The sequence below is a fragment of the Ferrimonas sp. YIN67 genome (assembly GCF_057219095.1).
In genome coordinates this window covers 910,633-937,564 of the sequence record NZ_JBXVVJ010000001.1, presented here as the reverse complement: position 1 = coordinate 937,564, position 26,932 = coordinate 910,633, and the positions used below count along the sequence as shown (strand labels likewise).

The following is a 26,932-nucleotide window of genomic DNA, read 5'->3' as shown; positions in this document are numbered from 1 at the left end:
ATAGCATTGTGGAACCACCCGATCCCATGCCGAACTCGGAAGTGAAACGCAATCGCGCCGATGGTAGTGTGGGAGTTCCCATGTGAGAGTAGGTCACCGCCAAGCGCTTATTTAGAGAGAAGCCCATCCGAAAGGATGGGCTTTTTTCGTTGTGTGGCAATAGCGTCATAGACCCCCGATCCCATGCCACTAACACCAAAGCTGAGAAGTGAAAGGCGATAGCGCCGATGGCAGTGTGGCCAGTTTGAGAGAGTCCATGTGAGATTAGGTCACCGCCAAGCGCTTATTCAGATTAAGGCCCTGTCTTCGGACAGGGCCTTTTTCGTATCGGTTTTTTGTCCGGTGACAATAGCGCTGCGGCCCCGCATGCTCCCATGCCACGGTTACCAAGAGCTGGGCGCCGGTAATTGCTCCTGCATAGCCGGCATTTCCGCCATCCATGGCGGTCAGTGAAACGCCGTTGCGCCGGTAGTGTGGCGCCGTTTGAATGAGTCCATGTGAGAGTAGGTCACTGCCAAGCACTTATTCAGATTAAGGCCCTGTCTTCGGACAGGGCCTTTTTCGTATCTGCTTTTTGTCCGGTGACAATAGCGCTGAGGCCCCGCATGCTCCCATGCCACGGTTACCAGGAGCTGGGCGCCGGTAATTGCTCCTGCATAGCCGGCATTTCCGCCATCCATGGCGGTCAGTGAAACGCAGTTGTGCCGGGCGCTCCTTGCCCTCCATGGCAGCGCGGCATTCCTGCCTCCCTGCACATCAAGCTAGTGTGGCGCTGGTCGGAGAGCGTCCATGTGAGCCGAGGTGAGATCGAGTACACACCGCCCGCCGCTCCTGCCCATCCATGGACTCGCGGCATTAATACGTCCCTGTCTGTCAGCACTGCTCTTGCTAAGAGATAGAGATTAAGGCCCTGTCGTCGGACAGGGCCTTTTTCGTATCTGCTTTTTGCCTGATGACTATCGCGCTGTGGCTCCACTTGCTCCCATGCCGCTGTTACTGCCCACTTTTCCATTAATGGCACACCTCGGAGGTAGAGGTTTCTGAAGTGATTTGCCGCTGGGATAGTCCACTGGCGTCATACTCCCCAGGTTGTCATGGGGGCGTTCTTCGTTGTAATCCAGACGCCAGAACCAGCCGGGAAAACAGGTTGATGACCCCGGTCAAATACACCCAGACCGCATAAGTTCGAATGTATGTGATCTTCGTAACCCAAGCTTTATTGGGTTTCGAGGTATCAAATTGGCGCTCTAACAAGTTCGGGGATGCAACCGGTGGCTATCCTGCCATATAAACCGGGTCCACCCAGGCAGCCCGTTTGAGAACGCGGCTCTGCCCACTTCATCAATCGAGCCACCCGATGCTTTCCACACGACTCGCCAAATTCATGCACGTCATCATGAATTGTTCGGTACCTATAGACGCCAGCTCTTTCAAACCAGGCCTGTTTTATCCAATCAGACAAGCACTGCTCGTCCTGAGCTAGAGGAGAGTACGGTGCTTTCAACCATGCATCATCGCCGCTGGGGTGAGCGCTCAGTGTCCGGGACAAACTTCGTACAGCGTAGTTTCCGGAGTGCTCCTTGATGAAGGCGTAATTCAGCCTGACTCCTTGGCGAAGTATGGGGCCTTTTTAGTATGTCTCTTTCTTCGGTCACTTGACGCAGTTCTGGGCGAAGACTTCAGATCTCTGCTTGCGGAGCACTTACTTCCCTCTGCTGCGCTTCTGGCTTGCTGGATCGTTTTATTCGGGCGTAAAGGCTGTAGCTTGAAACGCTTAAATTGCGTGAAATTCCCAGTGACAGAGCGTCCCCCGTTCGGTTACCTGTTTGACCACCTCGATCTTAAAATCTTCCGGATATCCTTGGCTTGTCATAACACCTCCTTGGTTGCCTCATAGTAAGGCTCTGAGGGGGGTAGGAAAGTCCGGGTGATTCACACAGACGTTCTTTGGGTGGGAAGTAGACGATTTGATGGCATATCCGCCAGTAGAGCCTGGCTTCGGTTGGAAAGTGTGCAAATGGAACAGTATGAAGGAAAAACCCCTTTACCTTTGCCGGCCGATCCTTATAATCCTCACTCGTTCGCTAGGGGTATAGCTCCAATTGGTAGAGCACCGGATTCCAAATCCGGGTGTTGGCGGTTCGAGCCCGTCTACCCCTGCCATATAGCAGAAAAGCCCGCACATTATGTGCGGGCTTTTTTGTGTCTGCACTTTATCCTTGCTTTCGGTCAGATATGGTAACCTCGCTACTATGAGTCGAACTTCACTTTCCCCGCGGCAGACAGCGGCCCTGCAGCAGATGGGGATCACGCCTTATATCACTCCAGAGCGGCCCGCCGAGCTTGGGGTGATCACTGACATTCACGATCCCCTTTCATATCCTGTGGTTCGTGATGTATTGCTTTATTTGAATATTGCGCCTGAAGATTGTGTCGTTGCAAGACGGGTCGATGCTATCAAGGCTAAGCGCTACTGGACGTTGAAGCACTATCTGCCCGCCACACCTACCCAGTTGCACTCTCCTGCCCTTTCCGAGCTTGATACTTCGGAGGCCAAACGGCGTCTGTGGCAGGGGCTACAACGTTGGCTATGACCTTTATTCCTGCTTCGCTCGCACTGCTTGATGCTCTGTACGAAGTTGAGCAGGGCGCACACCCCTATCCCTGGAGTCGTGAGACGCTGGCGTCTTGCCTCGGGGATAACTATTGGGGGGAAGTCCTGTTCGAAGGAGAGCGTCCGATAGGCTTTTACCTGTTTAACCAAGTATTCGATGAAGTGACCCTGATGAACATCTGTGTCGCCGAGCAATCGCAGGGGCAGGGCAAGGGGCGCGCGTTATTGAAACGGGCGTTATCGATGGCATCTGGACACGATGCGGCCATGTGCTTCCTCGAAGTGCGGGCAGGCAACCAGGCGGCGATTGGCCTCTACTTGGGGCAGGGATTTCATGAGGATGGGCGACGCAAGGGCTATTACCCTTGCGTCGGTGGGCGTGAGGATGCGGTCCTGATGTCCCGTACTCTTTAGGTCTATTTTACCTCTTTGCCCTGAGCCTGGAGATCGGCGTGGTAGCTGGAGCGAACCAGAGGGCCGCAGGCAGCATGGGTAAAGCCGATGGATTGGGCGTAGTGTTTCAGTTCGTCGAACTCCGCAGGTGGCACGTAGCGTTTAACTGGAAGGTGATGACGGCTAGGCTGCAGATACTGTCCCAGTGTCAGCATTTCAACATTGTGACTGCGCAAGTCATCCAAGACTGATCGGATCTCTGCGTTCGTCTCTCCCAGTCCCATCATCAGGCCGGACTTTGTGGGGACATCCGGATGCTGCTCCTTAAATTTCTTCAGCAGCTCCAGTGACCATTGGTAGCTGGCGCCAGGCCTGGCCATGCGATAGAGACGGGGGGCGGTTTCCAGATTGTGATTCAGCACATCGGGTGGGTTGTCCTTAAGGATCTCCAGAGCCCGATCAATACGTCCGCGGAAATCCGGTACGAGGATCTCAATTTTGATGTGGGGATTTAGGGCCCGGATCTCCCGGATACAGTCGGCAAAATGCTGGGCGCCGCCATCCCGCAGGTCGTCCCGATCCACCGAAGTGATCACGACGTACTTGAGCTTCATATCCCGAATGGTGCGCGCCAGCTTCACCGGTTCTTCCTGGTCCGGCTTGAGCGGGCGGCCATGGGCCACGTCACAGAAAGGGCAGCGACGGGTACAGATGGCCCCGAGGATCATAAAGGTGGCGGTACCATGGTGGAAGCACTCGGACAGGTTGGGGCAGGAGGCCTCTTCACAGACTGAGTGCAGGCCATGTTTACGCATGGCCCCTTTGACCTCATCGATCCGCTCACTGGTCGGGGGAAGTTTGATCTTGAGCCAATCCGGCTTGCGTAGCATCTCCTCACGCGGAGTGGGCACGACCTTGATAGGGATCCGGGCCACCTTCTCGGCATCTCTCAGCTTCACGCCCGCTTGCATGCGGGTCTTGCTCTCAGGCATTGGGCAATCCTTCTTCATGTTCGATCTGGGTATAACCTAAGCGGTTGATCAGGATATCAGTAAGTTCACGGCCGGCCTGCTCGACACTGGCTGGACCGCCTAGCTCGCGGCACTGAGCCATCTGTAAGCCAGCGTAGCCACAGGGATTGATCTGCAAAAAGGGAGAGAGATCCATATCCACATTCAACGCCAGGCCATGGTAGGAGTACATCTGCTTTTGTCGGCGGCGGATCTTCAGTCCTAGAGACGCGATCTTATGTCCCGTGACGTAGACACCGGGAGCCTTGGGATCGGCGCTGGCCTTAATCCCATGGTGGGCCAGCAGGTCAATCAGACTTTGTTCGATCAGCGTTACCAGATCCCGCACGCCAAGTTGATGGCGGTGCAGATCCAGCATGGGATAGAGGACCAGTTGGCCTGGGCCGTGGTAAGTGATCTGTCCTCCCCGGTCAACATGCACGACGGGGATCGCGCCAGGATTCAACAGGTGCTCGGCCTTGCCGGCCTGCCCTTGAGTGAAGACAGGAGCATGTTCTACGAGCCAAAGTTCATCAGGGCTGTTGTCGTCGCGACGATCGGTGAAGGCTTGCATGGCGTGCCAAACCGGCTGGTAGGGTTGGCGTCCAAGATGACGAATGATGAGGGTGCTGGCAACCAAATGAAAACCGCTCTTGGTTGAAATAGGGTTGCCTGCATTATACCTATGGTCTGACCAAATGCCAGCTGGGTCACATTTTTAGAGGACGCCGCGAACTCCGTCGATTTTGGCCAGCTCGATGTAGAGCCGCTCAACGTGTTCCTTGCTGGTGACTGTGCAGGTTACGGTCACGGACATGTAGGTGCCCTTGCTGGAGGGCTTGCTGCTTGGGCTGTAATCGCCTGGTGCGTGCTGTTGCAGTACGGCTACGACACGTTCAGGCAGGGTTTCGCAGGTCAGACCCAGCACCTTGAAGGGGAAGGCGCAGGGGAAGTCCAGCAGTTCGTCAAATTTGGTTTGCATATATCTCTCCGGCGGAAAAAACTGATGGCCGTATAACTGGGGGCGATTATACCAAAGATCAAGCGTCAACTGGCGATAACATCGCCAACGAAAAGGGGCGATCTAAAGATCGCCCCTGCTTTCAAAAAGATGCCTTTCTTAATTAAAGAAAGAGAGGAACAGCAACTTGAGGTAGTCCAACAGTTTGGAGAACAGGCTGCCCTCCTGAACGTCTTCCAGCACCATCAGCGGGTAGGTGGCGATATCCTGGCCATCCATCTTGAAGTAGAGTGTACCGACTTGATCTCCACGGTTCAGTGGGGCTTTAAGCTCAGTGTTCAGTTCGAAATCCGCTTGCAGCTTATCGCCTTGTCCACGGTAGATGGTAACCGGAGTGTCTTCCAGTACACCCAGCTTTACCTCTGGCTTATCACCGTAGTACAGCTTTTGGCTGATGAATTCGTCGCCCGCCTTATAGGGAGTAACGGTTTCAAAGAAGCGGAAACCGTAGTTGAACAGCTTCTTGCTCTCCGCTTCACGGGTCTGGGCGCTCTTGGCTCCCATGACGACGGCCACTAGGCGCATGTCGCCACGGGTAGCGGAGCTCACCAGACTGTAGCCAGCGTTGTTGGTGAAACCGGTTTTCAATCCATCTACGTTCAGGCTGCGATCCCAAAGCAGGCCATTACGGTTGTGCTGACGGATGTTGTTGTAGGTGAATTCGCGCTGGGAGTACAGGTGGTAGTGCTCAGGAATATCACGAATGATCGCCTGGCCCAGCAGGCCCATGTCGTAGGCCGTGGTCAACTGGTCGTTAGAATCCAGTCCATGGCTATTGGCAAAGTGGGTGTCGCGCATACCCAGTCGCTCTGCCCAGGCGTTCATCAGATCGGTGTAGGCGGATTCGGTGCCGGCGACGTGCTCGGAAATGGCCACACAGGCATCGTTACCGGAAACGACCACCATGCCCTGGTACAGATCGGACAGTGCTACCTGAGTGCCCACTTCGATCCACATAACGGAAGAGCCTGGGAATTTCTTGGCCCAGGCATTCTCGGAGATGGTCACCTTGTCGTCCAGGTTTACGTTACCCCGATTAACCTCCTGTCCTAGAACATAGGAAGTCATCATTTTGGTAAGGCTGGCTGGTGCACGGCGCTCGTTGGCATTGTTTTCCGCCAGGACTCGACCCGTTTGATAGTCGAGCAGAACAAAAGATTCGGCCGCGACAGTGGGGGGATTGGGGATCACCATAGGGGCGGCGGCTACGCCGGCACAGGCCAGCATTGTGGAAGCGGAGATTAACGTTCGTTTGATGAAATTCATGATGTGTGAGCTATTGTCTTTTGGAATCCGCATCGCAGACTCAGTGTGGCATGGGACCTTCTGCCGAAGAGGGTCCCATACACAGAAAAATGTTAGTTGGATGTTTGCGTTTCGCTGATCTTAAAAGCTTCCTTGAAGCCTAAGTGCTTCAATTGCTCCAGCCAGTGTTGGGCTTTTTGGGCGGTTGCAAAGGGTCCTACCTGAAGTTTATACAAGCTGCCCTGAAGAGTCACCCGTGCAGGCAGATAAGTTTCTTTTTCCACTTTGTGTTTCAGCGCTTTTACCCGTTGATGATCACCGCTGGCGGTGAGCTGGATATAGAGCTGAGGATCTTGCGCTGCCAGGGGGGACGGCTCAAAATGCAATGCCTCCACCTTCACCCTTGCCGTACCTGAGCCGAGCATGTCCAGATGCCAGGCTGCGGCATAAGACAGGTCTATCTCTCGATCCGGATGGAAGGGACCTCGGTCATTGATCCGTACGATCAGCTCTCGGCCATTGCCTAAGTTGGTGACTCTGGCGTAGGTCGGCAGCGGTAGGCTTCGATGCGCTGCAGAAAAGCTGTACATGTCGTAGGTTTCACCGTTGGAGGTCAGGTGGCCATGAAACTTGGCGCCGTACCAGGATGCGATCCCCTCCTTCACATAGCCTTCGGCGCTGGGCAGCACCTGGTAGTGGATCCCAAGTACTTGATAATCCCTATTGCCTCCCCGGCTATGGGGCTCAAAGCGCGGCGTTGGAGGTTCCAGGTGGGCCAGGTCCGGTGCCACTTCCGGGGGAGCATCCTGGCTCATCTGGTAACGGCCTGATGCCTGCTCCGGGACGCTGCTGCAGCCTCCTAGCGCCAGCATCAGGGTCGCTGCCAGTGCTTGCTTAGATTGCATCGGCAGCGGCCTGTTTCAGTTGCTGGCTGAATTGCCAAACCGCCATGGCATACAGGGGGCTGTGGTTGTAGCGGGTGATGGCATAAAAGTTGGGGTGGACCAATTGGTACTCAAAGCGCCCTTTGCCGACTTCCAGTTTAACCAGACCGAGCTTGCCTTCGATCCCTTGGGGCACCTCGACACCTTGTTGACGCAGTGTATCGCTATCCTGACTCAGACGTTTTCCATCCCACAGGACCTGAGTCACACGTTTTTCATCCTGGATCTCGACCCGCTGGGTAACGGCTTGTGCGCGTTGCCAGCGATGACGGGCAAAGTAGTTGGCGACCGAGCCGATGGCATCTGCGGGGTTAGTGAACAGATCACGCTGGCCGTCACCGTCAAAGTCGACGGCATAAGCCTGATAGGAGGAAGGAATAAATTGTCCCAATCCCATCGCGCCGGCATAGGAGCCATGGGGTTCGGTTAACTCCCAGCCTTGTTCCTTGGCCAACTGGAGAAAATGGCCAAACTCCTTGCGGAAAAAGGTTTGCCTTGGCGGATAGTGAAAACCCAGGGTGTAGAGGGCATTCAGCACGGGATAGTTACCCATATAGGTGCCGTAAAAGGTTTCAACCCCGATGATGGCGACGATGATCTCGGGTTCAACGCCGTAGCGCTCATGAGCAGCTTCTAGCAGTTCCCGATGCTCCTGCCAAAACGCAAGGCCTGCGGCTAGGCGCTTTTCGGTTAGGAACAGGGGATAGTATTCGTACCAGGGCTTGGCCTCCCAGGGGCGGGTGATGGCGTCGATCACCGCCTGGTCTTTTTCAGCCAGTGCCAGCGCTTGTTGCAGGTAGCTTTTGTCGAGCCCCTGGCCTTGCCAGTGATCGATAAACTCGGATTTCAGGTTACCGGCCAGAGCACCGAAGCTAATACTGCCCAGCAGCAATGCCATTGTGGTTTTTTGCTTTAAGTTCATATTGTTGCCCTAACGTGTAATGAATCGTCTATGGGTGTGGATGGCCATCAAAATGCCAAAGCTGGCCATCAGCGTCAGCATTGAGGTACCGCCATAAGAGATCAGTGGCAGGGGAACCCCCACCACAGGCAATAAGCCGGAGACCATGCCGATGTTGACGAAGATATAGACAAAAAAGGTCAGTGTTAGGGAGCCCGCCAACAGGCGGGAAAATGCGGTTTGCGCGCGGCTGGCGATCACCAGGCCACGGCCAATGACAAACAGGTAAAGGGCCATTAGGACCAGGATCCCAATAAAGCCAAACTCTTCGCCAAGAACGGCAAAGATGAAATCGGTATGACGCTCGGGCAAAAAATCGAGTTGAGACTGAGTACCATGCAGCCATCCCTTACCTTCCAATCCACCACTGCCGATGGCGATCTTGGATTGGATGATGTGGTAGCCCGCACCCAGGGGATCCTTCTCCGGATCCAGCAGAGTCATGACGCGGGTGCGTTGGTAGTCCTTCATCAGGAAGAACCAAAGTACGGGTAGGAAGGCGAGGATCCCCGCCACGCAGAAGCCGACAATGGCCCAACTCATGCCGGACAGAAACAGCACAAATACACCTGAAGAGGCCACCAGGATCGAAGTCCCCAGATCGGGCTGGGAGGCGATCAGCAGGGTCGGGATCAACAGGATCATGGCCCCTCCAAGCAGGTATCGCTTCTTGGGAGGCAGAGGGAACTGGCTGATGTACCACGCCATCAAGATGGGGAATGCCAGCTTCATCAGTTCTGAGGGCTGAAACTCCATAAAGCCCAGGTTGAGCCAACGCTGGGCCCCTTTATTGGTTTCACCAAAAAAATGGACCAGCACCAGCAGGGCGATGCCAAACAGGAAGATAGGCAGTGCCCAGCGCCGATAGATCTCGGGGTTAAACTGAGCGAGGACAAACATGACCAGGAAGCCCAGGGTTGCCCGGATCAATTGGCGTTCAAGCATCGCCGCACTCTCACCGCTGGCACTGTAGAGCACCAGCAGCCCAAATCCCATCAGCAGCATCAAACCGCACAGGAGAGGCAGATCCAGATGTAGGCGCGTCCAGATGTTGGGTTGATTACGGGTGATCTCGGACATTACTCGGCTTCCTCGCTCTCATCCTGGGGCAGATCCCATGGCGCTATGTAATCGGGATCCAGATAGTAATCGAACAGGGAGCGGGCGACCGGGCCGGCGTTTGCCCCACCCCAGCCGGCGTTTTCAAGCACGATGGCAATGACGATCTTGGGATTATCAAAGGGGGCATAGCCGACAAACAGGGCGTTATCACGCAGGTGCTCGGCGACCTCTTCATCGTTATAGTCGGCGTCTTCCGCCAGGCCAAAGACCTGCCCTGTCCCGGTTTTGACCGCCGACTTGTAGGGGGCATCATTAAACTGGCGGTAACCACTGCCACCGGGGCGGTGTGCCGTCAGATACATGGCATGCTGAATGTGTTGCCAGGACTCCGGCCGCTCCAACTCTAGAGGCGGGCGCTCTTGCGGCAGTTGCTCCTCCGCGTGGTCGTCAGTGCCGATGGCCTTTAAGAAGTGTGGCACGAAGCGGCGCCCATTATTGGCCAGGATAGTGGTGGACAGCGCCAGTTGCAGGGGGGTCGCGGTCCAGTAACCCTGGCCGATCCCCACAGAAATGGTATCACCGATATACCAGGGTTCTTTGTAACGGATCTGCTTCCAGTCCCGGGTAGGCATGTTACCGGCAGATTCTTCGTGGATATCGACTCCGGTGCTTTGGCCAAAACCAAACTCATACATAAACTGGCTGATATCGTTGATCCCTGTGTTGTAGGCCAGTTCATAAAAATAGGGATCGCAGGATTGAGCCAGGGCTTTGTTGAGATCGACCCAGCCATGTCCCCAGCGCTTCCAGTCTCGGTAGCGTCGCTCCACCCCTGGGATCTGCCACCAGCCCGGATCCCAGATCTTGGTTTTTGGCGTGATGTGGCCCTTCTCCAGCCCCAGCAAGGCCAAGTGGGGTTTAACGGTGGAGGCTGGGGCGTATTGCCCCTGGGTCGCCCGGTTGATCAGGGGGCGGTCCTTATCATTAAGCAGGGCGTTGTAATCTTTGCCGGAGATCCCGGATACGAACAGGTTGGGATCATAACTTGGGCTGGAAACCATCGCCAGGATCCCTCCGTCACGGGGATCCATCGCGACCACCGCACCACGTCGCCCGTCCAGTAGGCGTTCGGCGTGTTGCTGCAGACCCAGATCCAGGGTCAGGTGCAGATCTTTCCCTTGTTCCGATGGGGTGGCACTGACCGTCCGGACGGTGCGTCCACGGTTATTGACCTCCACCTCCTGCATGCCAGGTTCGCCGTGCAGCAGGTGTTCATAGAAGCGTTCGATCCCCTGCTTGCCGATATTGCGGGTGGCCGCATAGCGGGCCCGCTGTCCCTCCATGTCGAGGCGCTGTTGATCCGTGTTATTGATCCGGGCGACATAGCCCAGCAGATGGGTCAGGCTAGCCGTGTGAGGATATTGACGCTTGAGGCCAGCTTCGACGTAGAAACCGGGGAAGCGATGCTGATTGACGCTGAAGAGTGCGACCTCTTCTTCACTGAGCTGGTTGATCAGGGTCTGAGCCTTGAAACGGCGTGAAGTGCGCAGGCGCTGTTCAAACTGCTCGCGGCGTGCATCATCCAGGGGAAGGAAGCTGCTGAGTTGATCGAGTTGCCCTCCCATATCCTTGACCTGCTCGGGGATCACTTCGAGCGAGTAGACGGGTTGATTGTCGGCCAACAGGGTGCCGTGGCGGTCATAGAGCAGACCGCGATTGGGTGCAACGGGGATCAATCGGATCCGGTTGTCGTTGGAGCGAGTCTGGTAGGTGGCGTGATCGTTGATCTGGATGTTGTACAGATTGACCAGCAAAACACTGATTAAAGCGATCACAAAGGCAAAGCCCACTATGGCTCGGCGGGTGAAAAGTGCCGCCTCGGCGGCATGGTCCCGAAAGGCAACCCGTTGCTTAAAGCGTCTCATTCGCGGTGATATGGATGGTTGTTGTTGATGCTCCAGGCCCGGTACAAGCTTTCCGCCATCATCACGCGCACCAAGGGATGGGGCAGCGTGAGATTGGACAGGGACCAGCTTTGCTCTGCCGCCTGTTTGCAGGCCGGAGCCAGCCCTTCCGGACCACCAATCAGGATCGCCACATCTCGGCCATCCATCTGCCAGCGTTCCAGTTGCCTGGCCAGCTGAGGTGTGTCCCAGGGCCTACCCGGGATATCCAGAGTGACGATACGACAACCTTGCGCCGCCGCCAACATCGCTTCACCCTCTTTTTCCAGGATGCGAGCGATATCGGCGTTCTTACCCCGTTTTCCCGCAGGGATCTCCACCAGCTGCAGCGCCATGTCCCGAGGGAAACGGCGCTGATATTCGCTAAAGCCTGTGGTGATCCAGTTCGGCATTTTGGTGCCGACGGCGATCAACTTGATTTTCATGGCTTAGTGCTTCATGAATTATTCTGGGCGGGCTGCCCAGAGTTTTTCCAGTTGGTACAGATCACGGGTCTGCTGCTGCATGACATGAACGATCACGGATGAGAGGTCCACCAGGGCCCACTCACCGGCGTCTTTTCCTTCCATGCCCAGGGGAATGTGGCCAGCATCTTTGGCATCGACGTAGACATTTTCGGCAATGGAGCGTACGTGAGTCTTGGATGTCCCGGTGCATACCACCATGAAATCGGTGACATCACTGCGGTCGGAAACGTCCATCACTACGATGTCGCGGCCTTTCATATCTTCAATCTTTTCAATAACAAAGTCTTTCAGTTCGGAAGCTTGCACCGAAGTTACCTCTATATGGGAATTCAACAAAGCCGCGCATTATAGCGGTTTGTGGCCTGCGCCACCATCGGCGCGGGGGTAGAGCCGGTGTCGCTCAATATAGGCGACCACTTGTGGCGGCAACAGGAAGTGTGGCAATTGACCCAGGTTCAACTGCGCACGAATTGTACTGGAGGCGATCTCCAGCTGGGTGACTGGCTGCAGCCAGATCCCGCCTGCACCCTGTTGATGCAGTTGCTGTGGGTGGCTTAGACGATGATCGGCAAGCCATTTTTGTGCTGGGCTGTCGTCGGCCAAAGGGTGGCCAGGGCGGTGGCATACCACCAGGTGGGCCAGTTCCAGGATCCGCTTTGGCCGGTGCCAGCGATGGAAACTGAGCAGCGAGTCCATGCCGACGATAAAACACAGGGGACGCTGTGGTTGTTCGGCCTTGAGCTCTTCCAATGTCTCCACCGTGTAGGAGGTGCGGTTACGACGCAGCTCCCGATCATCCACGGTCAGTCCATCACACCCCTCGACCGCCAGGTTGGCCATCTTCAGGCGGTGCTCGGCACCGACACCTGGGGTGGCTTTGTGGGGCGGCAGCTTGTTGGGCAGCAGGGCGACCCGCTCGAGCCCCAGGGCCTGCTTGACCTCGTAGGCACAGCGCAGGTGAGCATTGTGGATGGGGTCAAAGGTGCCGCCCAGCAGGCCGATGGCTGGTTTCATGTCATGGCTCCGGGCAGGGGCTGATACTGCCCATCGAAGCGGGCACACAGATCCGCCAACTGCAGCCACTGAGTGTCTTCGTCTGCTCCCCGGGCCTTGATCGCCAACTCGAGCTCACCGACGGCGGCCAGGGCCTGGGCGATCTGACGATCGGTCAGGCGTTGCATGACACCGGCATAAAGATTCTGTCGCTTGTCCCAGATCTTTTCCTGTTTCATGGCGGTGTTCTGGGGGGTACCGTTTTGACGGGCCAGGCTCAGGCGCCCCAGCAGGGTCAGCTCCTTGTTGAGTGCCCAGATCAGCAGGGTGGGCGCCGTGCCCTCCTGCTGCAACTGGCCGAGGATCTTCATCGCCTTGCCCATCTGTCCGGCCAGCAGGGCGTCGGCCAACTGAAAGACGCTGTAGCGCGACTGGTCCTCCAGCAGACGCAGCAGGGTATCGGCCTCGATCCTGGCGCCGTCGCTGATCAGCCCAAGTTGGGCCAGGGCCTGATCGGCGGCAAGGAGATTGCCCTCAAACAGGCTGGCAAAAGCGGTCTGCGCGTCGCTGGTCAGATCCAGCCGGTGGCGTCGGGCCCGATCACCGATCCAGCGTTGGTAATGGCGCCCTTCTGGGGTTAGCGCTTGGACGTAAAGTCCATTTTTTTCAAGGGATTTGAACCATTTGGTGCCGGTCTGCTCCCGCCCTGGCTTAGGCCCGTGGAGCAGCAGGAAGGTGTCGTCCTGGCCCTGAAGGGACTCGGCCAGCTCGGCCAGGGCGGCGCTGCCGTCTGTGCCAGGCTTGAGGGTTGGCAGTTCCAGTTCAATCAACCTGCGGCTGGCGAACAAGGACAGCGCCTGGGACTCCTGCAGCAGTCCCTGCCAGTCAAAGGGGGACTCCTGAACCAGGGAGAGGCGCTCCTCGACACCATATTGCCCCTTGGTGTTCATCAGGACCTGGCGCAGGGCGTCGCGGCACTCTTCCCGGATCAGCACGTCGTCACCCAGCACCATCAGGATTGCGGGCAGGGCGTTGAGCTGTCCGGCCAGGGCGCTGGCGAAGATCTTCATGATTCGATCCGGGTGGCTGCCAGGGTGCGGAGGATCCGCTCGGTGGCTTGCTGGCGCATCTCTTTGAGCAGTAGATCCAGCTCCCGGCTCTTGGCCAGTGCGGTGCGGGGATCGTCCAGATAGTCGCGCCGGATCTCAATGTTAAAGGGCTGGGGCTCCTGCTCTCCGACGGTAACATAGAAGCTGACGGAGTAGATGAGTTCATACTCCGCGACCTGACCTGAGGGAAACAGTGACAGGGTGGAGCGTTCGAGCCGGTCGTCCCCCAGGCGCAGGTTTGGCGCATCGCTGTCTTCCACCACCTGGATCCCGTACAGCCGAAGGCGGTCTTGCACCATGCGGTGCAGTTCGCCGTAGCGATCAGAGCTGGTCAGCTGGATCTGGGACAGTTCGTCGGGGATCAGGTAATCCCCCTGCAGACGAAAGCCGCAGGCGGTCAGCAGGGTGAGGGAGAGAAGCGCGGTAATGAGGTTTCGGATCACCACAAGGTTCCTCGGATAACACAGGATAAAAAGGCGCCCCGGGGGACGCCTTGCTGTTGCCTTAGTTGGCGACGATGTTGAGCAGCTTGCCCGGTACGTAGATCACCTTACGGACGGTTTTACCGTCGGTGAACTTCAGCACGTTCTCGTCGGCCAGGCCCATGGCTTCGACGGACTCCTTGGAGGCGTCGGCGGCCACGGTGATGCGGGCACGCACTTTACCATTGACCTGGACCACGATCAGCTTCTCATCTTCCACCATGGCGTCCTTGTCGGCCACCGGCCACAGGGCATCGTCCACGCTGCCTTCATGGCCCAGGGCGGTCCACAGGGCGAAGCTGGTGTGCGGAATGATCGGGTAGAGCATCACGGTCAGGGCATCCAGGGCTTCCTGCAACAGGGCGCGATCATTGTCGGACTCCTGAGGGGCCTTATTCAGCTTGTTCATCAGCTCCATCACCGCGGCGATGGCGGTGTTGAAAGTCTGGCGACGGCCGAAGTCGTCGTCCACCTTGGCGATGGTCTGGTGCAGGCTGCGGCGCAGGGCCTTCTGCTCATTGCTCAAGGAGGCCAGATCCAGAGCCGGCGCTGCACCCTTGGCGGTGTGTTCAAAGGCCAGTTTCCACAGACGCTTCAGGAAGCGGTGGGCCCCTTCGACGCCGGACTCCTGCCACTCCAGGGTCAGCTCTGGCGGGGCTGCAAACATCATAAACAGGCGTACGGTGTCGGCACCGTACTTGTCCACCATCTCCTGGGGATCAATGCCGTTGTTCTTGGACTTGGACATCTTGGTCATGCCGGTGTGAACCAGCTCGCGGCCATCCTTGTCGGTCGCCTTGGTGACGGCGCCCTTGGCGTCGCGCTCCAGGGTCACTTCGGTGGGGGCGACCCAGACACGCTGACCGTTGTCGCCAACGTAGTAGAAGGCGTCACACAGTACCATGCCCTGACACAGCAGGCGCTTGGCCGGCTCGTCGGAGTTCACCAGGCCCGCATCGCGCAGCAGCTTGTGGAAGAAGCGGAAGTAGAGCAGGTGCATGTTGGCGTGCTCGATGCCGCCGATGTACTGATCCACTGGCAGCCAGTAGTTGGCCTTGGCCGGATCCAGCATCTGATCGTCGGTGCCGACACTGGTATAGCGGGCGTAGTACCAGGAGGACTCCATAAAGGTATCGAAGGTGTCGGTCTCGCGGGTGGCTTTCTGACCATCGATGCTGGTCTCGGCCCAGGCTTTGTCCGCCTTGATTGGGCTGGTCACGCCGTCCATCACCACGTCTTCTGGCAGGATCACCGGCAGATCTTCAACCGGTACCGGTACGGTTTCACCGTTCTCCAGGGTGGCCATCGGGATCGGGGCGCCCCAGTAGCGCTGACGGGATACCCCCCAGTCGCGCAGACGGAAGTTGGTGGTCTTGTGGCCCTTACCCAGGGTGTCCAGCTTGGCGGCGATCGCCTCCAGGGCACCATCAAACTCCAGGCCGTCGAACTCACCGGAGTTAAACAGGGTACCCTTCTCGGTGTAGGCGGCTTCACTGATGTCCAGCTCGCCTTCCAGCGGCTTGATCACAGGTTCAATGGCGATGCCGTATTTGGTCGCGAACTCGTAGTCGCGCTGATCGTGGGCGGGAACCGCCATCACGGCGCCGGTACCAAAGCCCATCAGCACGAAGTTGGCTACATAGATGGGCACCTGCTTGCCGGACAGTGGATGGATGGCGAACAGACCGGTGGCTATGCCCTTCTTCTCCATGGTGGCCAGTTCGGCTTCGGCCACCTTGGTGTTCTTGCATTCGTTGATGAAGGCGGCCAACTCGGCATTGCCTTCGGCGGCGCGTTCGGCCAGCGGGTGACCGGCGGCCACGGCCACGTAGGTGACGCCCATCACGGTGTCTGGACGGGTGGTATAGATCGCCACGGACTCGTCAGACCCCTCGACGTCGAAGGTCATCTCGATCCCTTCGGAGCGGCCAATCCAGTTGCGCTGCATGGTCTTAACCATCTCTGGCCAGCCATCCAGCTGATCCATGTCGCTCAACAGCTGGTCAGCATAGTCGGTGATCTTGACGAACCACTGGGGAATGTCTTTCTGGATCACCGGGGTGTCACAGCGCCAGCAGCAGCCATCGACCACTTGTTCGTTGGCCAGTACGGTTTGATCGTTCTCACACCAGTTTACTGAGCTAACCTTCTTATAGATCAGCCCCTTTTTGTACAGCTCGGTGAAGAACCACTGTTCCCAGCGGTAGTAGTCAGGCTTACAGGTGGCCAGTTCGCGGCTCCAGTCGTAGCCAAAGCCCAGCATCGCCAGCTGGCCTTTCATGTATTCGATGTTGTCGTAGGTCCAGGGTGCCGGCGCCGTCTTGTTGTTGATCGCAGCGTTTTCGGCTGGCAGGCCGAAGGCGTCCCAGCCGATGGGCTGCAGGACATTTTTTCCCTGCAGGCGCTGGTAACGGCTGATCACATCGCCGATGGTGTAGTTACGAACGTGGCCCATGTGCAAGCGGCCGCTCGGATACGGGAACATGGAGAGGCAATAGAACTTCTCTTTGCCTTCCTCTTCCTTCGCGGTGAAGGTGTTATTCTCAGCCCAGTGCTGCTGCACCTTGGGCTCGATCTGTGCGGGATTGTATTGCTCTTGCATCGACACGTCTGGAGTCCACTTGAAATTTTGATTTCGGGCAGGGAATGGCCCATAAAGATCTGCATAGAATAACGCAGGAGCCGGATAAGCAACAACCAGGACTTAGCCGGATTTTGTCCTTTTGCTCGACTCATTACCCAAACTGGGGGAGGCGCCATGGATACCCGCAACGACGTATTGATCCGCAAATACGAATTTTTGCTTCAGGAGATGGAGCGGCGTTACCGACATGAGCCGGATCTGACTTTGGGACAGCTCGATGCGGTGCTCAAGGAGAGCCGGACCTTTGCTGCCATGGAGAGCGAACTGAGCGAGTCGGAGCTCGACATGGTGGAATCCTTCTTGCGCCGCGACTTGGCGGACTACGCCCAGCGCCATGCCCAGGATCAGTTTGAGGCGGAAGGTGACAGCGTCTTCACCCTAGGACTGGAGAACACCGTCTGGCGCTGGTTGTCGGAGATCACCGATCGCAGCCAGTTGGAGTGGCATGAGCTGGGTGAGGAGTTGCGTCATCACGGGACCTATGAGGCGGGTGAAGTCGTAGGGCTTGGGGAGTTGGTCTGTGATAATTGCGGTCACAGCATGGCTTTTTTCCATCCCACCGAGCTGCCGGCGTGTCCGCACTGTGATGGGATCCGCTTCTCCCGCCGCCCCCTGGAGCCTTGAGCACGAGCGACGACAGCTTGATTCCATAATACCGTTTGAGAACGGCACTAGGCGTTGTTAAAGCCGAACTGTGATAGAGCCGGTTGTCCAGAGGCGCGTCGCGGTTACGGGGTTGTTTGTCTTCTTGTTTGTTGTCTTGTCATGTGACTCAGATAGGTTTTTTTTAAGGACCGTACTACGAGCCTGCTTCTGTGGGCTGATAACCTCGAGATTGTTCCAGCGCCGACCCCTTGTTATACCTAAGTGTTCATTGGTGTTTGCCGCAAGAGGGTGTGTATGAGGTATCTGGCGAGTCAACCCCGACGATGGCGCTTGTTAGCGTTGCTGGTCTTGTCAGCAACGCTAACAATGGCGTGCAGTGACACTAGTACCTCGGGTGAGGATGGCGGCGTGCCGCCAGTGGATCCTGAACCCCCGCCAGTCGATCCCGGGCCAGATCCAGACCCAGACCCAGACCCAGACCCAGGCCCTGATCCTGGTCCAGATCCTCAGCCTCCGACCGGTGGGGATGGGGAGTACGACTGTGATATGAGCGATGCACTGCCTATCATCCCTTGCTCTGTAGGCTATGGGATGGACACACCTGCTGGCAGTGGTCGTCACGAGACTACGCCTAACGCCACCGTCTATAAGGTGACCACCTTGGCCGACAGTGGAGACGGTTCCTTGCGCCAATGCATCGATGCCAGTGGTCCTCGGGTGTGCGTGTTTGAAGTCAGCGGCTACATCGATCTCAACAATCGGCTGTCGATCAATAATGACTACATCACCATCGCGGGCCAGACGGCCCCCAGCCCAGGCATTACCCTGCGCGGCCACACCCTGAGGATGGAAGCCAAGAATGTGTTGATCCAGCACATTCGGGTGCGCCCCGGTGACGATCCGGAAGGGCCCAAGCCCAGTGAGCGGGACGCACTGCTGGTGATTGGCAGTGACTCAGACGAGAGCCGCCAACCAAGGAATGTTGTTTTGGATCACCTGTCAGTGAGCTGGGCCATCGACGAGAACTTCACCACCAAATATGCCGTTTGGGATGTGACCGTCAGCAACAGCATCATTGCCGAAGGCCTTAACTACAACCTTCATGCCAAGGGTAAACACTCCAAGGGACTGATGATGGAGTCCTATGACATGCTGGTGTACCGCAACCTGATCGCTCACGTGGATGACCGAGGCCCTCTGGATGTGTCGCCTCGCAGCATCGTGGCCAACAACCTGGTGTACAACACGGCTCAAGTGGGCCACAGGATCTGGGGGTTGCACGAGCGTGGTTATCATGACGGTCAGGTGCGTTTGTCCACCACCATCAACAATGTACGGATCCCTGGAAAGGATACCTACGATGGCGATCAGTGGGTGAAGCTTCAGACTCGCCGAACGGGTTCCAAAGTCTATATCGAAGGAAATTTGTGCGGGGATTACAGCAACAGCGATTGGCCCTGCGTTTATGTGAATACCGAGGGGGCGGATGCCTTCCGTGTCTCTGAGCCACCCTTGAGGATCGATGGGCTGGAGATCTTACCGGCACAGGACGTGGAGGCTTCGGTTCTGGCCAGTGTCGGGGCCAGGCCCGCAGATAGGGACTCTCTGGATGAGCGATTGATCAATGATGTGCGTGATCGGGCTGGGGAGATCCCGGACTGTGTCGGCCCCGACAATATTCGCTATCCCTATGGGCGGGTGATCTCGGCCGGTGCCAGCAGCATCAAGGTGAAGGCCCAAGAGTGTGACAGCTCCAAGGAGGGGCATCAGGGACGGACACTCTACATCACCGAAGGCAAGGGAGCTGGGCAATCTCGCAGCATCAGCTCGAAAAACAGCTGTAGCGGTGACAATGAACTGAGCCTTTCAGTCAGCTCTGGCTGGGACACGGTGCCGGACAGCACTTCCATGTATGAGATAGAGGTGGATTGCAGCAACAATGCCGACGGCTGGCCCGTATTGGCGGAAAACCGGTGGACACTGCAGGTGCCGGACAACTACAACGAGATCATGCCATCGGGTTATACCCGCCTCGAGGAATGGCTGCACGGTTTCTATGAGCTGGTGGAGTGAAGGCCGGTGAATCTCATCCACTCAGTGGGCTATGGGTGACTGGGGCTGGGTTCGGCGGAATGTGTTGTGGGGGGTCTCGGCGGTTGAGCCTGGGCCGATTGGGTGACATAGCAGTTTCGTCCACGCTGCTTGGCCAAGTACAGCATTCGATCGGCTTCGTCGACTAAGTTCTGTCGGTCGAATGGATGTGCTGCCGTGGCCGTATAAAGGCCGAGACTGATGGTGATGTGTGGGGCGGTTGGGGAGTACGCGTGAACAATGCCTGCCTGGCGGATCGCATTGAGGGCTTTCTCCGCCAGCATCTCTGGTTTGTTGGGACGTTCGGTAAGGATAACGAACTCTTCCCCCCCATAGCGAAACAGGTGGTCATCGGCGCGTCGGGTCACACCCTTGAGCAGTTGGGCGACCTGTCGGAGGCATTCGTCGCCCTGAGGGTGACCATAGTTATCGTTGTAAGCTTTGAAGTGATCGATGTCTATCAGCATGATACACAGTTTGTCTTGATGACGGCATGCCTGTGCCCAGAGCCGTTCAAAACACTCATCGAAATGGCCTCGGTTACTCACTCCTGTCAGGGCGTCATGGCGTGAACGATGCATGCTGGCGGCCAAGGCAGACATCAGGCCATTGAATGCACTGGCCATTACATAGCACTCCTTGGGGCCACTGGCAGGGAGGGGGGTTGCCCAGTCCTGAGTTTTGCGCATCTTGTCGATATGCTCTGTCAGGGTCTTGAGGGGCCGACGCATGACCCAAGCCGTTCCCAGAGTAAAGAGCAATAACAGACACAGGGTCAGGGCGTTGGAGACCAGGATGGTATTTTCCACCGATTTGATCGAGTCGGTGGCGGTGACTTTCGGTTCTAACGTGAGCAGTTGGTACTGCTGCCACGGTGGCAGGAGAGGCTGAACAAAGCTGAGCCAGTCCGGATCCGTTTCATTGATTCGCTCCTGACTCCAGTAGAGATCGGAGCTGGCCATCAGGACCGGCTGTAACTCGGTATCCAGTAAGCCCAGATCCCGGCTGGCTCGATTGAGCTTGAGTGTGTGCATGAGATCGTCTCTGGGATACTGGATCACCACGCTCCCTTCGCCCATACCCTGGATCAGGATAGGGGTGACGATGCGCAGCCCCTGAGGATGGAACTGTTGAAGAGGCTGGCCCTGCTCGATCACGGGTACCACCCAGGGTAAGAAGGAACTGGCATCCCAGTTGGCGAACAACACCCTGCCTTTGTAATCGGTCACGCTGAGGCGTCCCCCTTGCCCTGGCAGTTTGACTGAGCGGACCAAAAGATCCAGATAGTGACGACTGCCGATGACATCGATCAGGCCATTGATGAGCATCTGATTGTTGGCCAGCAGGGTGGCAACATCATTCAGTGCATTTAATTGCTCACTGATCCTGATTGCATCGGTAGCGGACTGCTTTTGAAGATTAATCTCTGCATTGTTGAGTAGCTGCTTCAGGGAAACTTTATGCAGGATCAGCCCAGATAAGCTTAGGACCAAAAAAGCGATGGGCAGGACTTGGATCAGGGCATAGCCGATCAGCGGCAGTGGAGGACGTATCCGAGTTTCTGAGTGCATGTTAAAGGTTGCCACGCAGAGCTTTGAGGGTGATCAGTTGGTAATTTAAGGGGGTCAGCGCCTCGTGATTGGTGGGGTCGAAGGGGCGTTCATAGTATTGAAACAGACCTTGATAAGGGGGCAACTTGTCCATCTGTTCACGGATCTGGTTCCGATCAGCGGTGCCAGCCAGTTCGACGGCTTGGGCCAGCAATTGGAGCAGTTCATAGCTGTGCAGGCTCCCCATGGCGTAGATCCGTGATAGGGCTTGTTGGCAGTCGGGGTAGAGTTGGCAGTAGTCGTCCACGAAGCGCTGCTGTTTAGGGGTAGTGGGGGGGATGATCTGGTGCCAAGTATTGAGAATATAGAGTTCATTCTCTACGGGAGAGGCGGGGAGCTCGTGAACCAGATCTCCCGAGGCGATCCCCCAATGGGCAAAGATGGGCGGGGACTGGGGATCATAGAGCGCCTCATCAAGGATGTATTTTCCCTCTTTTGCATTCGCCACCAACAGGATATGGTCTGCACCACTTTGCTTGATTTGACTCAGGACTGTGGTGAACTGGGTTTCCCCCCAGTTGAAATAGTGAACGCTGGCTGGTCCCGCCCCGTGCTGCTGTAGGGCCTCTCGGACCGACTTTTCGTTTGAGCGCCCCCAACCTGTATTCTCAAGTAACAGAGCAGGGCGAGAAAATCCTCGCTCCTTGGCCTTGTCGAGCAAAAAGGGGGCAGCCCATTGATCACGGATTGACAGGCGATAGATAAAGTTGGGTTGGTAGTCGTTGTCGGTGATCGGCGTTCCAGCAGCCCAGGGGACCAGAAACAGAAGCTCATTGTCGTGGATGAGATCTAGCTCGGCCAGGATCACGGGAGTGTGGACGCCGCCCAGTACGGCAAGCAGGTTGGGCTGTTGTGCGAAGGCAAGGAGGTTGTCGCGACCACGTGCCGGGTTGCCCCGGTGGTTTTTGCTGAGTAACTCAATGGGCCGGCCCAGGAGACCTCCCTGATCATTGATCTGTTTTATTGCAACCTGTGCGCCTCTTTGGATAGCGATGCCAGCAGGACCCGCGCTGCCAGTCAGTGCTGTATCCAAGCCGATGTAAAAAGGAGGGGCAGCATAGGTGCTACAGGTCAAAAGGGCGAGAAAAACCCCGTGAGCAAATTTGAGCATGTCTTGTCCCTATCCTTGGGCAACTCTCAATCCGTTGTGTTCACTATAGCAATATGTCAGGCAAGAATGAAAAAACGCCGGAGAATTCCGGCGCTTTGGGCGTTTGACCTTAAGATCAGTCGATGCGCTTGTACTTGACGCGGTGGGGCTGGGTGATGTCGATCCCCTGCTCCTTCTTCATCCAGTCGGCGTACTCATTGAAGTTGCCTTCGAAGAAGTTGATCTTACCCTCATCGCGGTAATCCAGGATGTGGGTGGCGACGCGGTCGAGGAACCAGCGGTCGTGCGAGATCACCATGGCACAGCCAGGGAAGTCCAGCAGGGCGTTTTCCAGGGCACGCAGGGTTTCGATGTCCAGATCGTTGGTCGGTTCATCGAGCAGCAGCATGTTGCCACCGGCCTGCAGCAGCTTGGCCAGGTGCAGGCGACCCCGCTCACCCCCGGACAGCTCGCCGACGCGTTTCTGTTGATCTGAGCCCTTGAAGTTGAAACGACCCACATAGGAGCGGGACGGGATCTCAAAGTTGCCGATCTTGAGGATATCCTGACCGCCGGAGACTTCCTGGAAGACCGTCTTGCTGTTGTCCATGCTGTCACGGAACTGGTCGACGGACGCCAGCTTGACGGTATCGCCCAGGGTGATGGTGCCGGAGTCCGGTTGCTCCTGACCGCTCATCATGCGGAACAGGGTGGATTTGCCGGCGCCGTTCGGGCCGATAATGCCGACAATGGCACCTTTGGGAACGGAGAAGGACAGGTTGTCGATCAGTACCCGACCGTCGTAGGACTTGGTCAGGTTTTCAACCTCCAGTACCTTGTCACCCAGGCGCGGACCCGGTGGGATAAACAGCTCGTTGGTTTCGTTGCGCTTTTGGAACTCAGAAGAGTTCAGCTCCTCGAAACGCGCCATACGGGCCTTGGACTTGGCCTGTCGACCCTTAGGGTTCTGGCGCACCCACTCCAGCTCTTTCTGGATGGACTTCATCTGGGCCTTTTCCTGGGCGGCTTCCTGCTCCAGGCGTTGCTCCTTCTGCTCCAGCCAGGAGGAGTAGTTACCCTCCCATGGGATCCCTTCACCGCGATCCAGTTCCAGGATCCAGCCAGCAGCGTTGTCCAGGAAGTAACGATCGTGGGTAATGGCGACGACGGTACCTGTGTACTCGACCAGGAAGCGCTCCAGCCAGGCGACGGATTCGGCGTCCAGGTGGTTGGTGGGCTCATCCAGCAACAACATGTCCGGCTTGTCCAGCAGCAGGCGACACAGGGCGACACGACGACGTTCACCACCGGACAGGTTACCGACATTGGCGTCCCATGGCGGCAGACGCATGGCGTCGGCGGCACGCTCCAGGGCATTGTCCAGGTTGTGGCCATCTTTGGTGGCGATGATCGCTTCCAATTCACCCTGCTCCTTGGCCAGGGCGTCGAAGTCGGCCCCTTCCTCGGCGTAGGCGGCGTACACTTCGTCCAGGCGGGTCAGGGCGTTCTTGACGTCGGAGACGGACTCTTCGATCACTTCGCGCACGGTTTTGGTCAGATCCAGCTGAGGTTCCTGAGGCAGGTAACCGACGTTGATCCCGGGCTGTGGACGGGCTTCACCTTCGTACTCGGTGTCGACGCCGGCCATGATCCGCAGCAGGGTGGACTTACCGGCACCGTTGAGGCCCAGTACACCGATCTTGGCGCCAGGGAAGAAGGAAAGGGAGATATCTTTAAGGATATGACGCTTAGGTGGGACAACCTTGCCCACGCGCAGCATGCTGTAGATGAATTGAGCCATCTGGAACCTGCAATTGAAAAAAGAAACCGAAATTTTACCCCAAGTGGGTGGCTTTGGCTGCCCCCTTTATTGACAAGAAAGTGCCAAGGGAGTGGCTGCCATCCCTTGCAGACTCGAAATAACTTTCGTCACGGAGCGACAGGGCTTTCGCAAACCACTCGGCGAAATGAGAAGCACTCCTGGCTGTAACATTTGACGTCAAAAAAACTGAATTTCGGCAAAAAAACGAGACTCGCAGCAACCTTTTCCCTCCATTGCATTGATAGACTGTGCCCACTTTAAATATGAGTTAATGGGATGCATTCGCATTTGAGTGTGTTCCCGAACGCTGAAGCTGAATAGAGTTGTAGGGCAAGTCTGCATGAAGATCACCAAGATGAGTTTGGTCAGTGTCGCTGTCGCCAGTGCACTGACTGCACCCGCCACCCTGGCCGAAGAGGTCGGCGCCAAGACCCGCAAGAATGTGGAAGTGATGGTGGTTTCCGGCTCACGCCTTGAGCAGAGTCTGGACAGTGTCGCGGGCTCCGTTGTGGTGATCGACGAAGAGGCGATCGCCCGTAATATGTCTACCGATTTTTCCTCCTTGTTCCGCACCGAAGCGGCGGTGGATGTTCGAGGCGGTGCCGGTAAGCCGACCTCGGTCACTATCCGTGGGATCGGGGGCAACCGGGTGATGATGGTCAAAGATGGGGTACGGGTGAATAACCAGTACGCCTCGCCTCTTGGTCCGGGCGCCGAAGGCACCGGCCGTGGCCTGACCGAGGTTGAGACGCTGAAGCAAATCGAGGTTGTTAAAGCCGCTGCCTCCACTATATACGGCTCAGATGCCCTGGGTGGTGTGGTGGTCATGAATACCAAGGATGCGGCCGACTACTTGCGCGGTGATAGCACCTATACAGCGGTGAACGCCGGTTTTACCGGACTGAACAACGAGTGGACCTCAGGCTTTACCGGCGCTGCCGCCTACGGCAACTTTGAGAACCTGCTGACCGTTCAACATCGCGATGGCGAAGAGCAGCAGAACTACGCGAATGACCTTGCAGACAGTGAATTGGTTAATAACAGTATTCTGTTTAAAAGCAAATACCTGCTCAATGATTACACCAATATTCAGCTGACCTTGGATTATCTGGATCAGCGTTTGGACCGCTGGGAACAGAAATTTGATAAAGATGGGGTGCGTGAGGAAGATCGTGATATCGATCGCGCGACTCAAGCCTTCAACAGTTCCCTGCGTTTACGTTCTGATAAGGGCACCATTTTGCACGATGATCTGGATATCGTGCTTTATTACGGATTTACCGATCAGAACGAGCACCGAGACTACCATGGTGTTGTCGATGGCGACCGTGCGGGCATGACCCAATTCCGTGACTATGACTTTGAAGAGTCTCGGATCGGCTTGGCCAGTGCCTTTGGTAAGTACCTTGGTAACGACAGCTACGGACACCAGTTGACCTTTGGCCTGGACGTCGAAAACTCCACGATGAAACGTCATCGTACCTACTACACACCGGGCAAGAATGGAGAGTGGATAGGCGAAGACCAGTTTGCCTTTGCCGATACCGACAGCCTGCGTGTGGGCTTTTATATTCAGGATGATGTTCATCTGTTGGACGGCAAGCTGAATGTGATCGCTGGTTTGCGTTACGACTATTTCCGTAATACCCCGGATGCGGATATGGCGCGGGATGCCATCGGTGATCGTGAGGACTTTGACCCGGCTAATTGGGAGCGCATGAGTGATGGCTTCTGGTCACCCAAGCTGGGGATGATCTACCACATCACGGATGCGGTCAGTGTTTACGGTCAGTATGCCTATGGCTACAAAATGCCGACACCGGATCAAAAGTGGGGCGAGTTGGAGATCCAGGATGGCCGTATGCCTTTCCCGGTTGTGATCATGCCGAACTATGATCTGGAGTCGGAAGAGTCCCATACACTCGAGATTGGCGTGCGTGGTAACCACAGCAATACTTCCTATGAACTGACCGGTTTCTACACCCAGGCCATTGATTACATCGATTGGGAGTTTATCGATGCTCCATTGTGTAATCCGGGTTATTTGCCGGGTTACGGTTTCGATCGCTGTGAGGCGGGCAAGATGGATCCCGTCGTTGCATTGCAGTACGAGTACGTCAACCGTGACAAGGTCGAGATCTACGGTTTCGAAGGCCAGGTCAACCATTGGCTGACTAACGATCTGGAGCTTTGGGGGAACATTGCTTACACCTATGGCAAGGATCATAATGGTGAATTCCTTAACAGTGTCAGTCCTTTAAAGAGCTCTGTTGGGGTGAACGCCTATGCCAGCATTGCAGGAATGCCGACCACCTTTGGTGCCGTAGTACGTATGGCTTCTAAGATGGATCGGGTTAAAGACATGGAGCTGTTGTCTGAGACCTGTTATGAAAGCAGCTTCCCAGGTATGCCTGAGCTGTGTGTTGGTGGGGATCAATACAATGTCGTGTACCAGACGTCTGGTTATGCTGTGATGGACACAACCATGAGCATGGAGCTGACACCTAACTGGCAAGTGCGCGCGGGTGTGTTCAACCTGTTTGACAAAGAGTATATCGAGTACGCTGATGTCGCGGGTCAGTCCAAGTACTTGATGGAGAACATGGGGGCTCCGGAGAGCAACTTTACTCAGCCGGGTCGCTACTTCAACCTCACTGTTAAGTATCAGTTCTAAGCAGCAGATTCTCTTAAAGCCGGACCTCGTGTCCGGCTTTTTTGCGTCTGTGGTTGGGGTTTTCCCGCCGGGATCACAGGTTCATCGATAAGGAACTCACTGAGGTTATCACCTCATTAGTGTGACAAGG

Annotated in this window: 23 protein-coding genes, 1 tRNA gene and 1 rRNA gene; 7 read left to right on the top strand and 18 right to left on the bottom strand. The window is 56.5% G+C overall.

Features of this window, described 5'->3' with window-relative positions; translation table 11 throughout:
- The 4 genes from rrf to rimI all read left to right on the top strand — a co-directional run.
- A 5S ribosomal RNA gene (gene rrf, locus AC2D8U_RS03720) occupies positions 1-105 on the top strand; the annotation flags it as partial.
- Positions 106-2,086: 1,981 nt separating this feature from the next.
- Positions 2,087-2,163 (top strand) — tRNA-Trp (locus AC2D8U_RS03715).
- 89 nt (positions 2,164-2,252) lie between these two features.
- On the top strand, positions 2,253-2,594 hold the full coding sequence (locus AC2D8U_RS03710) for a DNA polymerase III subunit psi (protein WP_484617693.1): 342 nt from the start codon (positions 2,253-2,255) through the stop codon (positions 2,592-2,594).
- Positions 2,591-3,028 (top strand): ribosomal protein S18-alanine N-acetyltransferase, encoded by a 438-nt coding sequence (gene rimI / locus AC2D8U_RS03705; protein WP_484617692.1) that lies wholly within the window; start codon positions 2,591-2,593, stop codon positions 3,026-3,028. The genes AC2D8U_RS03710 and rimI overlap by 4 nt, the downstream gene beginning before the upstream one ends.
- Positions 3,029-3,030: 2 nt before the next feature.
- Here rimI and lipA read toward each other — a convergent pair whose 3' ends face one another.
- The 14 genes from lipA to leuS all read right to left on the bottom strand — a co-directional run bounded on the left by lipA (position 3,031) and on the right by leuS (position 16,867).
- Positions 3,031-3,999: a lipoyl synthase gene (gene lipA / locus AC2D8U_RS03700; RefSeq protein WP_484617691.1), complete on the bottom strand. Its 969-nt coding sequence runs from the start codon at positions 3,997-3,999 to the stop codon at positions 3,031-3,033.
- Complete coding sequence (lipB, locus tag AC2D8U_RS03695) at positions 3,992-4,657, bottom strand: lipoyl(octanoyl) transferase LipB (RefSeq protein ID WP_484617690.1); 666 nt, start codon at positions 4,655-4,657, stop codon at positions 3,992-3,994. The genes lipA and lipB overlap by 8 nt, the downstream gene beginning before the upstream one ends.
- A gap of 78 nt (positions 4,658-4,735) precedes the next feature.
- A complete protein-coding gene (gene ybeD / locus AC2D8U_RS03690) occupies positions 4,736-4,999 on the bottom strand; it encodes a DUF493 family protein YbeD (protein ID WP_484617689.1) in 264 nt (87 codons plus the stop codon).
- A 138-nt stretch (positions 5,000-5,137) separates the two neighbouring features.
- Entirely contained in the window at positions 5,138-6,307 is a 1,170-nt protein-coding gene (locus AC2D8U_RS03685) for a serine hydrolase (protein WP_484617704.1), read from the bottom strand.
- A gap of 89 nt (positions 6,308-6,396) precedes the next feature.
- The gene (locus AC2D8U_RS03680; protein WP_484617688.1) at positions 6,397-7,188 is read right to left on the bottom strand and encodes a septal ring lytic transglycosylase RlpA family protein; all 792 of its coding nucleotides are present in this window, start codon (positions 7,186-7,188) and stop codon (positions 6,397-6,399) included.
- Positions 7,178-8,149 (bottom strand): lytic murein transglycosylase B, encoded by a 972-nt coding sequence (gene mltB, locus AC2D8U_RS03675; protein WP_484617687.1) that lies wholly within the window; start codon positions 8,147-8,149, stop codon positions 7,178-7,180. The genes AC2D8U_RS03680 and mltB overlap by 11 nt, the downstream gene beginning before the upstream one ends.
- A gap of 9 nt (positions 8,150-8,158) precedes the next feature.
- Positions 8,159-9,268 (bottom strand): rod shape-determining protein RodA, encoded by a 1,110-nt coding sequence (gene rodA, locus AC2D8U_RS03670; RefSeq protein ID WP_484617686.1) that lies wholly within the window; start codon positions 9,266-9,268, stop codon positions 8,159-8,161.
- Entirely contained in the window at positions 9,268-11,175 is a 1,908-nt protein-coding gene (gene mrdA / locus AC2D8U_RS03665) for a penicillin-binding protein 2 (protein WP_484617685.1), read from the bottom strand. Before mrdA ends, rodA begins: the two co-directional genes overlap by 1 nt.
- Positions 11,172-11,639 carry a 23S rRNA (pseudouridine(1915)-N(3))-methyltransferase RlmH gene (gene rlmH, locus AC2D8U_RS03660; RefSeq protein WP_484617684.1) on the bottom strand — a complete coding sequence of 156 codons (468 nt, stop codon included), beginning with the start codon at positions 11,637-11,639 and terminating at the stop codon, positions 11,172-11,174. The genes mrdA and rlmH overlap by 4 nt, the downstream gene beginning before the upstream one ends.
- Before the next feature lie 18 nt (positions 11,640-11,657).
- The gene (gene rsfS, locus AC2D8U_RS03655; RefSeq protein ID WP_484617683.1) at positions 11,658-11,987 is read right to left on the bottom strand and encodes a ribosome silencing factor; all 330 of its coding nucleotides are present in this window, start codon (positions 11,985-11,987) and stop codon (positions 11,658-11,660) included.
- 39 nt (positions 11,988-12,026) lie between these two features.
- A complete protein-coding gene (gene nadD, locus AC2D8U_RS03650; protein ID WP_484617682.1) occupies positions 12,027-12,695 on the bottom strand; it encodes a nicotinate-nucleotide adenylyltransferase in 669 nt (222 codons plus the stop codon).
- Positions 12,692-13,744, bottom strand: a complete 1,053-nt coding sequence (gene holA / locus AC2D8U_RS03645; RefSeq protein ID WP_484617681.1) for a DNA polymerase III subunit delta — start codon at positions 13,742-13,744, stop codon at positions 12,692-12,694. The genes nadD and holA overlap by 4 nt, the downstream gene beginning before the upstream one ends.
- Positions 13,741-14,229, bottom strand: a complete 489-nt coding sequence (locus AC2D8U_RS03640) for an LPS-assembly lipoprotein LptE (RefSeq protein WP_484617680.1) — start codon at positions 14,227-14,229, stop codon at positions 13,741-13,743. Before AC2D8U_RS03640 ends, holA begins: the two co-directional genes overlap by 4 nt.
- A gap of 58 nt (positions 14,230-14,287) precedes the next feature.
- Positions 14,288-16,867 carry a leucine--tRNA ligase gene (gene leuS, locus AC2D8U_RS03635; protein ID WP_484617679.1) on the bottom strand — a complete coding sequence of 860 codons (2,580 nt, stop codon included), beginning with the start codon at positions 16,865-16,867 and terminating at the stop codon, positions 14,288-14,290.
- 156 nt (positions 16,868-17,023) lie between these two features.
- Here leuS and AC2D8U_RS03630 point away from each other — a divergent pair, with 156 nt between their 5' ends.
- Positions 17,024-17,533, top strand: a complete 510-nt coding sequence (locus AC2D8U_RS03630; RefSeq protein ID WP_484617678.1) for a zinc ribbon-containing protein — start codon at positions 17,024-17,026, stop codon at positions 17,531-17,533.
- A gap of 364 nt (positions 17,534-17,897) precedes the next feature.
- On the opposite strand, the gene AC2D8U_RS03625 is transcribed toward AC2D8U_RS03630, so the two are convergent.
- Entirely contained in the window at positions 17,898-18,074 is a 177-nt protein-coding gene (locus AC2D8U_RS03625; protein WP_484617677.1) for a hypothetical protein, read from the bottom strand.
- 32 nt (positions 18,075-18,106) lie between these two features.
- Between AC2D8U_RS03625 and AC2D8U_RS03620 the strand changes: the two genes are divergently transcribed.
- Positions 18,107-19,588, top strand: a complete 1,482-nt coding sequence (locus tag AC2D8U_RS03620) for a pectate lyase (protein WP_484617676.1) — start codon at positions 18,107-18,109, stop codon at positions 19,586-19,588.
- Positions 19,589-19,617: 29 nt separating this feature from the next.
- Here the strand turns inward: AC2D8U_RS03620 and AC2D8U_RS03615 are convergent, their stop codons facing one another.
- The 3 genes from AC2D8U_RS03615 to ettA all read right to left on the bottom strand — a co-directional run bounded on the left by AC2D8U_RS03615 (position 19,618) and on the right by ettA (position 24,107).
- Entirely contained in the window at positions 19,618-21,177 is a 1,560-nt protein-coding gene (locus tag AC2D8U_RS03615; protein ID WP_484617675.1) for a GGDEF domain-containing protein, read from the bottom strand.
- 1 nt (position 21,178) lies between these two features.
- Complete coding sequence (locus AC2D8U_RS03610) at positions 21,179-22,327, bottom strand: ABC transporter substrate-binding protein (protein WP_484617674.1); 1,149 nt, start codon at positions 22,325-22,327, stop codon at positions 21,179-21,181.
- A 115-nt stretch (positions 22,328-22,442) separates the two neighbouring features.
- Positions 22,443-24,107, bottom strand: coding sequence for an energy-dependent translational throttle protein EttA (gene ettA, locus AC2D8U_RS03605; RefSeq protein WP_484617673.1), 1,665 nt, complete (start codon positions 24,105-24,107; stop codon positions 22,443-22,445).
- Positions 24,108-24,468: 361 nt separating this feature from the next.
- On the opposite strand from ettA, the gene AC2D8U_RS03600 reads away from it, so the two are divergent.
- On the top strand, positions 24,469-26,802 hold the full coding sequence (locus tag AC2D8U_RS03600) for a TonB-dependent hemoglobin/transferrin/lactoferrin family receptor (protein ID WP_484617672.1): 2,334 nt from the start codon (positions 24,469-24,471) through the stop codon (positions 26,800-26,802).
- Positions 26,803-26,932: the final 130 nt, after the last annotated feature.

What these genes read in the sequence shown, in the direction of transcription:
- AC2D8U_RS03710 (WP_484617693.1), top strand. Translation starts at nt 2,253, where the DNA reads ATGAGTCGAACTTCACTTTCCCCGCGGCAGACAGCGGCCCTGCAGCAG.
- rimI (WP_484617692.1), top strand. Translation starts at nt 2,591, where the DNA reads ATGACCTTTATTCCTGCTTCGCTCGCACTGCTTGATGCTCTGTACGAA.
- lipA (WP_484617691.1), bottom strand. Translation starts at nt 3,999, where the DNA reads ATGCCTGAGAGCAAGACCCGCATGCAAGCGGGCGTGAAGCTGAGAGAT.
- ybeD (WP_484617689.1), bottom strand. Translation starts at nt 4,999, where the DNA reads ATGCAAACCAAATTTGACGAACTGCTGGACTTCCCCTGCGCCTTCCCC.
- AC2D8U_RS03680 (WP_484617688.1), bottom strand. Translation starts at nt 7,188, where the DNA reads ATGCAATCTAAGCAAGCACTGGCAGCGACCCTGATGCTGGCGCTAGGA.
- mltB (WP_484617687.1), bottom strand. Translation starts at nt 8,149, where the DNA reads ATGAACTTAAAGCAAAAAACCACAATGGCATTGCTGCTGGGCAGTATT.
- rodA (WP_484617686.1), bottom strand. Translation starts at nt 9,268, where the DNA reads ATGTCCGAGATCACCCGTAATCAACCCAACATCTGGACGCGCCTACAT.
- mrdA (WP_484617685.1), bottom strand. Translation starts at nt 11,175, where the DNA reads ATGAGACGCTTTAAGCAACGGGTTGCCTTTCGGGACCATGCCGCCGAG.
- rlmH (WP_484617684.1), bottom strand. Translation starts at nt 11,639, where the DNA reads ATGAAAATCAAGTTGATCGCCGTCGGCACCAAAATGCCGAACTGGATC.
- nadD (WP_484617682.1), bottom strand. Translation starts at nt 12,695, where the DNA reads ATGAAACCAGCCATCGGCCTGCTGGGCGGCACCTTTGACCCCATCCAC.
- holA (WP_484617681.1), bottom strand. Translation starts at nt 13,744, where the DNA reads ATGAAGATCTTCGCCAGCGCCCTGGCCGGACAGCTCAACGCCCTGCCC.
- leuS (WP_484617679.1), bottom strand. Translation starts at nt 16,867, where the DNA reads ATGCAAGAGCAATACAATCCCGCACAGATCGAGCCCAAGGTGCAGCAG.
- AC2D8U_RS03630 (WP_484617678.1), top strand. Translation starts at nt 17,024, where the DNA reads ATGGATACCCGCAACGACGTATTGATCCGCAAATACGAATTTTTGCTT.
- AC2D8U_RS03620 (WP_484617676.1), top strand. Translation starts at nt 18,107, where the DNA reads ATGGACACACCTGCTGGCAGTGGTCGTCACGAGACTACGCCTAACGCC.
- AC2D8U_RS03615 (WP_484617675.1), bottom strand. Translation starts at nt 21,177, where the DNA reads ATGCACTCAGAAACTCGGATACGTCCTCCACTGCCGCTGATCGGCTAT.
- AC2D8U_RS03610 (WP_484617674.1), bottom strand. Translation starts at nt 22,327, where the DNA reads ATGCTCAAATTTGCTCACGGGGTTTTTCTCGCCCTTTTGACCTGTAGC.
- ettA (WP_484617673.1), bottom strand. Translation starts at nt 24,107, where the DNA reads ATGGCTCAATTCATCTACAGCATGCTGCGCGTGGGCAAGGTTGTCCCA.
- AC2D8U_RS03600 (WP_484617672.1), top strand. Translation starts at nt 24,469, where the DNA reads ATGAAGATCACCAAGATGAGTTTGGTCAGTGTCGCTGTCGCCAGTGCA.